Origin of the sequence: Devosia sp. (assembly GCF_041917035.1) — a bacterium.
GTDB lineage: Bacteria > Pseudomonadota > Alphaproteobacteria > Rhizobiales > Devosiaceae > Devosia_A.
Genome location: NZ_JAYRYM010000136.1, coordinates 1 through 10,789, shown reverse-complemented (window position 1 = coordinate 10,789; position 10,789 = coordinate 1). Strand labels below are relative to the sequence as shown.

Here is a 10,789-nt window from a genome sequence, read left to right as displayed (position 1 = left end):
TTCCGACTATTCGGAGGAGCTGCTGGCCGCCCTCGATACGCTCGACCGCTGGCCCGAGAAGGTGCGCACCATGCAGCGCAACTGGATCGGCCGTTCCGAGGGCCTGCGGCTGTTCTTCGAGCTGGTCCCCTCGGCGCACACCCGGGCGACCAGCATCGAGGTCTTCACTACCCGGCCCGACACCATCTTCGGGGCGAGCTTCATCGCCATTTCCGCCGATCACCCGCTCGCCGCCGAACTGGCCTCCGGCAATGCCGAGCTGGCCGAGTTCATCGCCGAGACCCGCCGCCACGGCACCGCCACCGAGACCATCGACAAGGCGGAAAAGCTCGGCCGCTTCACCGGGCTGCATGTGCGGCATCCGGTCCGGCCCGGCGCCACGCTGCCGGTCTACATCGCCAATTTCGTCCTGATGGACTACGGCACCGGCGCCATCTTCGGCTGTCCGGCGCACGATCAGCGCGACCTCGATTTCGCCCGCCGCTACGGCCTGCCGGTGATCCCGGTGGTGTTGCCGGACGGCGGCGATCCGGACGGTTTCGAGGTCGGCGACGAGGCCTATACCGGTCCCGGCCGCATCTATCACTCGGGCTTCCTCGACGGCCTCGAGATCGAGGCCGCCAAGCAGGCCATCGCCGCCCATTTCGCCGCGCGAACCGTCGACAACCACCCGCAGGGAACCGTCGAGGTCAACTACCGCCTGCGCGACTGGGGCATCTCGCGCCAGCGCTACTGGGGCTGCCCCATCCCGGTGATCCACTGTGAGGTATGCGGCACCCTGCCGGTGCCGGATAAGCACCTGCCGGTGGTGCTGCCCGAGGACGTGAGCTTCGACCGGCCCGGCAATCCGCTCGACCACCACCCGAGCTGGAAGCACGTCGCCTGCCCGCACTGCGGCCGCCCGGCGACGCGCGAGACCGATACCATGGACACCTTCGTCGACAGCTCCTGGTACTTCGCCCGCTTCACCGCCCCCGATGCCGAGACCCCGACCATTCCGGCCATCGCCAATGCCTGGCTGCCGGTCGACCAGTATATCGGCGGCGTCGAGCACGCCATCCTGCACCTGCTCTATTCGCGCTTCTTCACCCGCGCCATGAAGAAGGCCGGCCACCTCAACCTCGACGAACCGTTCAGGGGCCTGTTCACCCAGGGCATGGTGGTGCACGAGACCTATCGCGATGCCGCCGGCGAATGGCTCTCGCCCGCCGACGTGGTGGTCACCGGTGGCGACGTGCGCAGTGCCCGGCACGCCAAGACCGGCGCGGCGGTCGACATCGGCTCCATCGAGAAGATGAGCAAGTCCAAGAAGAACGTCGTCGATCCCGACGAGATCGTCGCGACCTACGGGGCCGACACGGCGCGCTGGTTCATGCTCTCCGACTCGCCGCCCGAGCGCGACGTGCAGTGGACCGAGGCGGGCATCGAGGGCGCCAGCCGCTTCCTGCAGCGCGTCTGGAAGCTGGTCGCGGATTTCCTCGACCGCGAAGCGGAAGGCCCGACCGCCGGCGCCGCCGGCGACGACGGTGTCGCCGACCTGCGCCGCAGCGTCCACCGCACCGTCGCCAGCGTCGGCAGCGAGATCGAGGGGCTCCGCTTCAACCGCGCCGTGGCGCAGATCTACGAACTCGCCAATGCCATCGGCAGGTTCGCGCAGGCGACGGCCGGCGCCGTCTCGCCGGCCCAGCTCGCCGCCCTGCGCGAGGCCGTCGAGCGGTTGGTCCAGGTCGTCGCGCCGATGATGCCGCATCTCGCCGAGACCTGTTGGGCGGCGCTCGGCAAGTCGGGGCTCGTCATTGATGCCGTCTGGCCGGAAGTCGATCCGGCCCTGCTGCTCGATTCGACCGTCGTCATTCCGGTCCAGGTCAATGGCAAGCGGCGCGGCGAGATCACCGTGCCCGTCGGCGCTCCCTCCGATCTGGTGGAGAAACAGGCCTTGTCACTCGAGGCGGTTGCCCGCATGCTGGACGGCAGGAGTCCCAGAAAGCTGGTGATCGTGCCCGACAGGATCGTCAATGTGGTCGTCTAGAGCGCGTCTGCTGCGCGCCGCCGTGCTGGCGCTGGCCCTCGCCGGCGCCACGACGCTCTCGGCCTGTTCCGGCTTCGTGCCGGTTTACGGCGAACGCGGCCTCGGGGTGGAAAAGCACGCGTTCCGCTACGCGAGGCCCGAGAACCGGCTCGAGCAGATCATCTACCAGGATCTCGCCCTCCGCCTCGGCCGCAGCACTGACCCCTCGCTACCGCTCGTCCGCTTGGACGTCAGCACCGCGACACGGGCGCTGACCCGCTCCAATGTCGCCCGGCCTGCCGCCCAGCGCGAAGCCGTCGTCACCGCCAGTATCGAGATCGTCGGCGCCGATGGCGCGGTGGTCTACACCGCCAGCCGCTCCGCCGCCGCCCCGTTCACCATCGACCGGCAGGGCCTCAGCGAGTACGAGGCCGAGACGCAGGCGCGCGAGCAGGCGGCCCGTGCCCTGGCCGAGACGATCCGGCTCACACTGCTCGGTGCCCTCGCCCGACCGGCCGGCTGATGGTCGCGCTCAAGGCGCACGAGGTCGGCCGCTTCCTCGACCGCCCCGACATCGAGCAGGGGATCTTCCTCGCCTACGGGCCCGATACCGGCCTCGTGCGCGAGACCGCCCAGCGGTTGGCGCGGCGCTTTGCCGGATCCGATGCCGATGGCATGAACCTCGTGGTGCTCGACGCCGGCGAACTCGATGCCGATCCGTCGCGCCTCGCGCTCGAGGCGCGGACCACCTCGCTGTTCGGCGACAGGCGGGTGATTCGCGTCCGCGGCGCCGGCAAGAGTCTGGTCGTGACGCTGGCCGAACTCGCCGATGCGCCGGGCGCCGCCATCATCCTCGAGGCCGGCAATCTCGCGCCGCGCGATCCGCTGCGCGCGCTGGTCGAGGCGGCCCGTTCCGGCCGCGCCCTGCCCTGTTTCCCCGACAGCGACGAGTCGCTGGGCCGACTGATCGGCGAGAGCTTTGCCAAGGCCGGCATCCGCGCCGACGCCGATGCCGTCGCTGCCCTGCGCGATTCCCTCGGCAACGACCGCGAGGTCACCCGGCGCGAACTGGAAAAGCTCGAGCTCTACGCCGCCCAGAGCAAGCTGATCACCCGCGATGACGTACTGCTGCTCTGTGCCGACAATGCCGCGCTGGTGCTCGACGAGATCGTCGACGCCACCGCCGCGGGGCACGCCGCGGCGCTCGACCTGGCGCTGGAACGGGCCCTGGCCGCGGCGATCAATGTCCAGCAGGTGCTGGCCAGCTGCCTCAACCACTTCGCGACGCTGCGGCGCTGGCGCTCCGAGGTCGATGCCGGCAGGCCGGCCGGCGCCGTCCTCGACTCGGCGCGACCGAAGCCGCACTTCTCGCGCCGCGCCGGGCTGGAGCGGCAGCTGCGCCTGTGGTCCGACGACAGCCTGCAAAGCGCCCTCGACCGGCTGCTCTCGGCCATCTCCGACAGCCGCAAACGCTATTCGTTACAGGAAGTTATTGCGCGCCGGGCGCTGCTTGCCGTCTCCCTCCTCGCCGCCGAGCGGTGAGGCGCGGGCGCGTTCCACGTGAAACATGGCGCCTTATGCGCGGACGGTGCGTCGGTGCCGGCCACCGCCACTACAGGCTGGCCTTGCCCGAGGCCCACTCCGCCGTCGTGGCGCCGGTGAGGCCGGCGACTGAGGTGAGGCCGCGGCTCCGGACGGTGGCGGCGAGGCCGCGTTTCAGCCGGTCGAGCAGATCGAGGCCGCCGAAGACCAGCGCGGTGTAGAGCTGGATGGCGTTGGCGCCGGCCTCGAACTTGGCGACGGCGCTTTCCGGCGAGTGGATGCCGCCGACCCCGACGATCGGCAGGCTGCCGACGCGCTGGCGCAACTGGGCGAGGCGGGTGGTGGCCAGGTTGAACAGCGGCCGGCCGGAGAGCCCGCCGGCCTCGCCGGCGTTCTCCAGGCCGGCGACGGTGTCGCGGCCGAGCGTGGTGTTGCTCATGATCAGTCCGTCGAGGTCGGTGGCGAGGACCACCCGCGCGACGCCGTCGAGGGCCTTCTCGTCGAGGTCGGGGGCAAGCTTGAGCAGCACCGGCACGCGGACCGAGGCCTTCGAGCGGGCCTTCAGCACGGCGGCGAGCAGCCGGGTCAGGGCCTCGTCGGCCTGGAGGTTCCGCAGGCCCGGAGTGTTGGGCGAGGAGATGTTCACCGTCAGGTAGTCGGCGACGTCGGCGAAGCGGGTGACACCCTTGACGTAGTCGGCGACGAAGTCCTCGCTGTCCTTGTTGGCCCCGATATTGACCCCGAGGATGGCGCCGACATGGGCGCCTTTCAGCCGCGCGAAGGCGGCCTCGTGCCCCTCGTTGTTGAACCCCATGCGGTTGACCACGCCTTCGGCGGCCGCGATGCGAAACAGCCGCGGCTTCGGGTTGCCCTGCTGCGGGCGCGGCGTGACCGTGCCGACCTCGACCATGCCGAAGCCCATGCGGGCCAGCGGCTTGGGCACCTCGGCATCCTTGTCGAAGCCGGCGGCCATGCCGACCGGGTTCACGAGGTCGAGGCCACACAGCGTCGTGCGCAGCTCCGGCGGATCGGCCCCCTCCTGCTCCGGGGCCAGCCCGAGGCGCAGCGCCGCGATGGTCGCGCGATGGGCGATCTCGGGGTCCATCCTGAGCAGCGCCTCGCGGGTGAGCCCGGAGAGCAGCGGCACGCGGAGCAGCGGCGACAGGCCGGAGAAGATCATCTGACCCAGTCCGGCAGTGCCACCCGCCCGTCGGCCGGCACATCGAGCCCGGCGAGCGCGGTTACCGCCGCCATCGGCAACTCGCCGTAGAGGTGCGGGAACGGCTCGCCGCCGCGTGAGGCCTCCCAGCGCAGCGCCTCTCCGAGCGGGGCCGTCGCCACCTGGAACAGCACCTGCGCGCCAAGGCCGGCGAAGTAGAGCCGGATCGTTTCGGCGAGTTGCGCCGCGGCGGAGAAATGGATGTAGCCATCGGTCCGGTCGATCGGCTGGCCGACGAAACGGCCGGCCGCCAGCGAGGCCTCGAACACCGCGCGATCGGCAACCTTGTAGATGAACTCGGGAAGGTCGTGCTGCATGACACGACTTCTGGGCGAGGCCGCGGACGAAGGCAAGTCCGGGGCGTCGATCAGGCGAGGAAAATCCAGCACAGCGCGGCCGCCAGCAACGCCGTCAGGCTGACCGCCGCCACCTGCAGGCCGATCCGCTGCCCGCCTGTCGCTGCGGCGATCGCCGCCTTCGACAGGGTGTTGACCGCCACGGCGACGAGAATGGCGAGGCCCGCTGTCTCGGCGCCGACGCCCCCTCCGGCCTGCCCGGCCATCGAAACGGTGACCGCGTCGACATCGGCGATGCCGGAGACGGCGGCGACGGCGAGGACGGCGCCGGTGCCGACGAAGCGGTGCGCCAGCTCCGCCGCGACGATGACCAGCGCGATGAAGGCAGCCAGCCGCAGCGCCGTGCCGAGTGCCAGCGGGTTGGTGATTTCGAGCCGCGGCTGCTGGTGCGCTCCCGCCCCGGCGGTGAGCAGCAGCGCGGCGGCGCCGGCGGCCAGCACGCCCCCGAGCGCGATCATCGGCGGCCCCAGCACGGCAAGCAGCGCCGGCTGAATGGCCACCGCGACGATGCCGACGCGGGCGGCCATCACTACGCCGGCCACGAGGATTCCCGCCGAAAGCAGCCGCGCCGAGCCCGGATGCTCGCGGCCGAGCCGCGCCAGCGTCACGGTGACGGCCGTCGAGGAGGCGAGCCCGCCGGCCAGGGCCGCCATCAGCACGCCGAGCCTGTCGCCGAAGACGCGCACCGCCACATAGCCGCCGAACGAGATGGCGGCGATCAGGATGGCGTAGAGCCAGATGTCGAACAGGTTGAGCACGCCCCATGGGTCGAGCGGCGTGCGCGGCAGGATGGGCAGCAGGAGGAAGCTCATCGCCAGCAGCGTCAGCACGGCGCGGATTTCCTGCCAGGTCAGCGAGGCGACCCAGCGGTGCAGCTGTTCGCGGAGCGCCAGCAGCAGCGTCATCGCCACCGCCGCGGCGCTGGCGATCAGCAGGTCGCCGAGCACCGCGATGGCGCCGAGCACGAAGGTCAGCCCCCCGGCCACCACGCCGGTGACGCTGAAATTGCCATCGGCCTGCGCCTCGATCCAGTGAAACGCGGCGAAGACCGCGAGATAGCCGACGAAGACGAAGCCGACGACGATCGGGTCGGTGAGGCTGCCGAGCAGCGCCGCGGCGCCGCCCAGCAGGCCCGAAAGGGCAAAGGTGCGGAAGCCGGCGGCGCGGCGGCCCGCCTCTTCGTCCCGGCTCTGCCAACCCCGCTCGAGCCCGACCAGGAGGCCGATTCCGAGGGCGGCCGTCAGCCGCACGATCAGGTCAAGGGTGCTCATCCGACCGCTTTCTGTCCCACCGGCGACACGCCCCCTCCGGGCCGCACGGCCTGCGGCCGGCACCGCCGCTTTACAAGGCAGGGACCCGCACCTAGGATAGGACGAGTTTCCTTTTGGGACAAGTTTCCTCGAAACTGCCGGCGGCTACGTGCTCTCCCATCGCGATATCTGGAATGCCATCGATGCGATCGCCGGGCGTCACGGTCTGACGGCCTCCGGGCTCGCGCGGCTCGCCGGGCTCGACGCGACCGCCTTCAACAAGTCCAAGCGGGTGAGCAAGGATGGCCGGGAGCGCTGGCCTTCGACCGAGAGCATCGCCAAGGTGCTCGAGGCGACGGGCGAGACCTTCGATGCGTTCCTCGCCGCGGGCGGCGCCTACCTGCAGCTGCCGGCGGGCATCGACCGCCCGTCCGTGCCGCTGCTCGGGCTCGCTCAGGCAGGTTCCGGCGGCTTCTTCGATTCGGCCGGCTTCCCGGCCGGCCAGGGCTGGGACGAAGTACCGCTGCCGCTCGCCGCGGAAGACGGCAGCTATGCGCTCGAGGTCACCGGCGATTCCATGCTGCCGCTCTATCGCGATGGCGACATCATCGTCGTCTCTCCCACCGCGCAGGTGCGGCGTGGCGACCGAGTGGTGGTACGGACCAAGGATGGCGAGGTGCTGGTCAAGATCCTGCACCGCCAGACAGTGCGCGTGCTGGAGCTGCACTCGATCAACCCGGCGCACCCACCGCGTGTGGTGCCGGTCGGCGACGTCGAGGGAATGGGGCGGATCATCTGGGCGAGCCAGTAGCCGCCGCCTCGCCGGCCGCCGTCGCGCGGGGCCGGCTAAACGCCGTACCCGGTCAGTTTCATGCAGATGCCGTCGAGCTGCTCGAGCGTGCGGTAGCGGATCTCGAGCCGCCCCCCCTGGTCCTTGTGATCGACCGATACATGCAGCCCGAGCACGTCGGACAGGCGCTTCTCCAGCGCCACGAGGTCGGCGTCGCGATCCGCCGGCGGGGCCTTCTTGCGCGGCGTCGCCGCGTCGCGCTGGCTCAGCGCCTCTGCCTCGCGTACCGACAGGCCGCTGCCGACGATGCGCCGCGCCAGCGCCGCCGGATCCTCCGCCGTGATCAGGGTGCGCGCGTGGCCGGCGGTCAGCTCGCCCCGGCCCATCATGTCGCGCACCTCCTGCGGCAGCTTCAGCAGCCGCAGCGTGTTCGCCACGTGCGAGCGGCTCTTGCCGATCACCTGCGCCAGGTCCTGCTGCGTGTAGGCGAACTGCTCGATCAGCTGCTCATAGCCCATCGCCTCCTCGAGCGGGCTGAGGTCGACGCGCTGCACGTTCTCGATGATCGCGAGTTCGAGCGCTTCCTTGTCGTCGACCTCCCGCACCAGCACCGGCACTTCGTTGAGGCCGGCGCGCTGCGAGGCTCGCCAGCGGCGCTCCCCGGCGATGATCTCGAACTGGTTGGGGTCGGCGGTCGGCCGCACCAGCAGCGGCTGCATCACCCCCTTCTCGCGGATCGAGCTGGTCAGCTCCTCGAGCTGCTCGGGGTCGAACTCGCGGCGGGGATTGGCGCGATTGCCGATCAGGAACGCCACCGGCAGGCGCCGGACGCTGCCGCTTTCGGCGAGCCGTGCACCATCCATCGTCGCCATGTCGCCGATCAGGGCGGCAAGGCCCCGGCCAAGCCGTGAGGGTCGTTCGTTCATGGATCGCTCCTATGCTGCGATCAGTTGCCGCTCGCGCCGAATCACTTCGGTGGCGAGGCGGAGATAGGCCTGGCTGCCGGCGCACTTGAGGTCATAGAGCAGCGCCGGCTTGCCGTAGGACGGCGCTTCGGAGAGGCGCACATTGCGCGGTATCACCGTGTCGTAGACGAGCGACCCCATCTCGCTGCGGACGTCGGCAAGGACCTGTTCCGACAGGTTGTTTCGCTTGTCGAACATGGTCATCACCACCCCCTGGATGGAGAGGCGCGGGTTGAGCGTCGTGCGAATCTGCTCGATGGTCTGCAGCAGCTGGCTCAGCCCCTCGAGCGCGAAGAATTCGCACTGCAGCGGGACCAGCACGGCGTCGGCTGCGACCAGGGCGTTGATGGTCAGCAGGTTGAGCGAGGGCGGGCAGTCGACCAGCACATAGCTCACGTCCTTGCCGCTGATCCTCAGCTCGCCAATCGACTTGAAGGCCTCGCGCAAGCGGAAGGCGCGGTCCGCCTGCTGCGCGATCGTCAGCTCCACGCCGAGAAGGTCCAGCGTCGAGGGAACGATGGCGACATTGGGAACACTGGTCATCGTCGCTGCAGCGGCGATGCTGGCCTCTCCGACCAGCAGGTCGTAGCTCGAGATCTCCCGCCCGGCCCGATCGATGCCAAGCCCGGTCGAGGCATTGCCCTGCGGATCGAGATCGATGATCAGCACCCTTTCGCCGATCGCCGCAAGGGCGGTGGCGAGGTTGATCGCCGTGGTGGTCTTGCCGACGCCGCCCTTCTGGTTGGCGAGTGTCAGAATTCGCGGAGCCAAGTCGGGCCTCCCGGGGGTTAGCCGTTAACTCCCTGACCTCGCACGAAGATTCGTGATCCGAAGCAGGACGCCGCGGTCGTCGGTGGCGCTGGGTTGTATTACCACGTCGAACTCCCAGGCCAAACGGCTTTCTGAAAGCTCCACAGCATGGTCGCGTCCCTTGTGCAGCACGGCCACGGTTTCGGGGCCGAACCGGGGCGCGATCAGGCCGAGCAGCTGCGGCAGCGGCGCCAGCGCCCGGGAGGTGATGGCGTCGAAACCCGGTGTTTCACGTGAATCATTTTCGGCCAGGCGGGTGGCCCGCACCTCGGCCGGCAGATGCAGCTCGCGAATCACCGTCCTGAGGAACGCGACCTTCTTGCCGATCGGTTCCACCAGAGTGAACTGCCAGGGTGCGCCCTTGGCGGCAATTGCCAGCGGCAGCGCCGGCAATCCCCCGCCGCTGCCGACATCCAGCACCCGACGGGGACGACCCCGTTCAGCAAGGTGACCGATCAGTGGCAGGACCTGGAGCGAATCGAGCACGTGCCGGCGCCAGGCGTCGGCCTCGGTTTCACGTGAAACAAGATTCTGCGTGGCATTCCACTTCAGCAGCAGCCTCGTGAACGCCGCGAGGTCGGCCTCGACCTCCGCGTCGGGGCGCCCAAACCATTGGGAATACGCGTGAATTCCGCCGACGGTCGTCACCTAGCCGGCCTTGCGCATCGTACCGCGACGGATCACCGACAACAGCAGCGTGATCGCCGCCGGCGTCACCCCGTCAATGCCCTGCGCCTGGGCGATTGTGGCAGGGCGGTGCTGCGTCAACTTATCCCGCAGCTCCATCGACAGGCCGGGCAGAGCCGCATAGTCGATCCAGTCGGGAATCTGCCGCGACTCGTCCCGCCGCATCGCCGCGATGTCGGCCCGCTGCCGATCGAGGTAGACCGCATACTGCGCGTCGACGGTCAGCTGATCGAGGACCGAGGACTCGATGCCGCCGATTTCCGGCCACACGCCCCGCAGGGCATCGACGCTCGCTTCCGGGTAGGACAGCAACTCGAAGGCGCTGCGCCGTTGGCCGTCGGCATTGACGTTCAGCCCCGCCCGGCGGGCGGCACTCGGCGTCGTGGTCAGCCGCTCCAGCAGCGACCGGCCAGCCGCCAGCCGCGCCATGCATTGCTCGAACCGGTCGCGCCGCTCGTTCCCGACGAGGCCCGCCTCGATGGCGACCGGCGTCAGCCGCTGGTCGGCATTGTCGCTGCGCAGATGCAGGCGGAACTCGGCCCGCGAGGTGAACATGCGGTAGGGCTCGCTCACTCCGCGCGTCACCAGGTCGTCCACCATGACGCCGAGATAGCTCTCCGTCCGCGACAGCACCAGCGGCCTGCCGCCGGTCGCCGACCGACCGGCATTTGCGCCCGCCAGCAGCCCCTGGGCCGCGGCTTCCTCGTAGCCCGTCGTCCCGTTGATCTGCCCGGCGAGGTACAGCCCCGGCAGGCGCTTCAGCTCCAGCGTCGGCCTGAGCTCGCGTGGGTCGACGTGATCGTACTCGATCGCATAACCGGGCCTGATGATCCGGACGCCGCCGAGCCCCGGCATGGAGCGCAAGAAGGCTTCCTGCACCTCGGCCGGCAGCGAGGTCGACAGCCCGTTCGGGTAGATCGTCGGATCGTCGAGCCCCTCCGGCTCGAGGAAGATCTGGTGGCTGTCGCGATCGGCGAAGCGCACGATCTTGTCCTCGATCGATGGACAGTAGCGCGGCCCGCGGCTCTGGATGCGTCCCGAGTACATGGCCGAGCGATGCAGATTGTCGGCGATGATCCGATGCGTCTCTGCCGTAGTGCGGGTGATGAAGCAATTGACCTGCGGCGTGGTGATCGCCTCCGTCAGCGCCGAGAACGGCTCC

Annotated in this window: 11 protein-coding genes; 4 read left to right on the top strand and 7 right to left on the bottom strand. The window is 69.8% G+C overall.

Going from position 1 to position 10,789, the window contains the following annotated elements:
- The 3 genes from leuS to holA form a co-directional block, all read left to right on the top strand.
- Window positions 1-2,029, top strand: a 2,029-nt coding sequence (gene leuS, locus ACE3TU_RS14045) for a leucine--tRNA ligase (RefSeq protein ID WP_374625217.1), incomplete at its 5' end; no start/stop codon positions are given.
- Window positions 2,016-2,531, top strand: a complete 516-nt coding sequence (locus tag ACE3TU_RS14040; protein ID WP_374625215.1) for a hypothetical protein — start codon at window positions 2,016-2,018, stop codon at window positions 2,529-2,531. The genes leuS and ACE3TU_RS14040, both read left to right, overlap by 14 nt.
- On the top strand, window positions 2,531-3,550 hold the full coding sequence (gene holA, locus ACE3TU_RS14035) for a DNA polymerase III subunit delta (protein ID WP_374625213.1): 1,020 nt from the start codon (window positions 2,531-2,533) through the stop codon (window positions 3,548-3,550). Before ACE3TU_RS14040 ends, holA begins: the two co-directional genes overlap by 1 nt.
- A gap of 70 nt (window positions 3,551-3,620) precedes the next feature.
- Here the strand turns inward: holA and ACE3TU_RS14030 are convergent, their stop codons facing one another.
- From ACE3TU_RS14030 to ACE3TU_RS14020, 3 genes are read right to left on the bottom strand one after another with little or no spacing between them, the layout of a single operon-like run.
- A complete protein-coding gene (locus ACE3TU_RS14030) occupies window positions 3,621-4,730 on the bottom strand; it encodes a quinone-dependent dihydroorotate dehydrogenase (protein WP_374625211.1) in 1,110 nt (369 codons plus the stop codon).
- Window positions 4,727-5,086, bottom strand: coding sequence for a DUF952 domain-containing protein (locus ACE3TU_RS14025; RefSeq protein ID WP_374625209.1), 360 nt, complete (start codon window positions 5,084-5,086; stop codon window positions 4,727-4,729). Before ACE3TU_RS14025 ends, ACE3TU_RS14030 begins: the two co-directional genes overlap by 4 nt.
- Window positions 5,087-5,136: 50 nt before the next feature.
- Entirely contained in the window at window positions 5,137-6,396 is a 1,260-nt protein-coding gene (locus ACE3TU_RS14020) for an MgtC/SapB family protein (protein ID WP_374625207.1), read from the bottom strand.
- Between the two features lie 148 nt (window positions 6,397-6,544).
- Here ACE3TU_RS14020 and ACE3TU_RS14015 point away from each other — a divergent pair, with 148 nt between their 5' ends.
- Window positions 6,545-7,186: a helix-turn-helix transcriptional regulator gene (locus ACE3TU_RS14015; RefSeq protein ID WP_374625205.1), complete on the top strand. Its 642-nt coding sequence runs from the start codon at window positions 6,545-6,547 to the stop codon at window positions 7,184-7,186.
- A 35-nt stretch (window positions 7,187-7,221) separates the two neighbouring features.
- Here ACE3TU_RS14015 and ACE3TU_RS14010 read toward each other — a convergent pair whose 3' ends face one another.
- From ACE3TU_RS14010 to ACE3TU_RS13995, 4 genes are all read right to left on the bottom strand, one after another.
- Complete coding sequence (locus tag ACE3TU_RS14010; protein WP_374625203.1) at window positions 7,222-8,091, bottom strand: ParB/RepB/Spo0J family partition protein; 870 nt, start codon at window positions 8,089-8,091, stop codon at window positions 7,222-7,224.
- 9 nt (window positions 8,092-8,100) lie between these two features.
- Window positions 8,101-8,901: a ParA family protein gene (locus ACE3TU_RS14005; protein ID WP_374625201.1), complete on the bottom strand. Its 801-nt coding sequence runs from the start codon at window positions 8,899-8,901 to the stop codon at window positions 8,101-8,103.
- A gap of 24 nt (window positions 8,902-8,925) precedes the next feature.
- Window positions 8,926-9,588, bottom strand: a complete 663-nt coding sequence (gene rsmG, locus ACE3TU_RS14000; RefSeq protein ID WP_374625199.1) for a 16S rRNA (guanine(527)-N(7))-methyltransferase RsmG — start codon at window positions 9,586-9,588, stop codon at window positions 8,926-8,928.
- A partial coding sequence (locus ACE3TU_RS13995) for an FAD-dependent oxidoreductase (RefSeq protein WP_374625197.1) occupies window positions 9,589-10,789 on the bottom strand: 1,201 nt, incomplete at its 5' end.

Bases quoted from the DNA above. Each gene is read 5' to 3' on its own strand.
- ACE3TU_RS14040 (WP_374625215.1), top strand. From the start codon at position 2,016: ATGTGGTCGTCTAGAGCGCGTCTGCTGCGCGCCGCCGTGCTGGCGCTG.
- holA (WP_374625213.1), top strand. From the start codon at position 2,531: ATGGTCGCGCTCAAGGCGCACGAGGTCGGCCGCTTCCTCGACCGCCCC.
- ACE3TU_RS14030 (WP_374625211.1), bottom strand. From the start codon at position 4,730: ATGATCTTCTCCGGCCTGTCGCCGCTGCTCCGCGTGCCGCTGCTCTCC.
- ACE3TU_RS14025 (WP_374625209.1), bottom strand. From the start codon at position 5,086: ATGCAGCACGACCTTCCCGAGTTCATCTACAAGGTTGCCGATCGCGCG.
- ACE3TU_RS14020 (WP_374625207.1), bottom strand. From the start codon at position 6,396: ATGAGCACCCTTGACCTGATCGTGCGGCTGACGGCCGCCCTCGGAATC.
- ACE3TU_RS14010 (WP_374625203.1), bottom strand. From the start codon at position 8,091: ATGAACGAACGACCCTCACGGCTTGGCCGGGGCCTTGCCGCCCTGATC.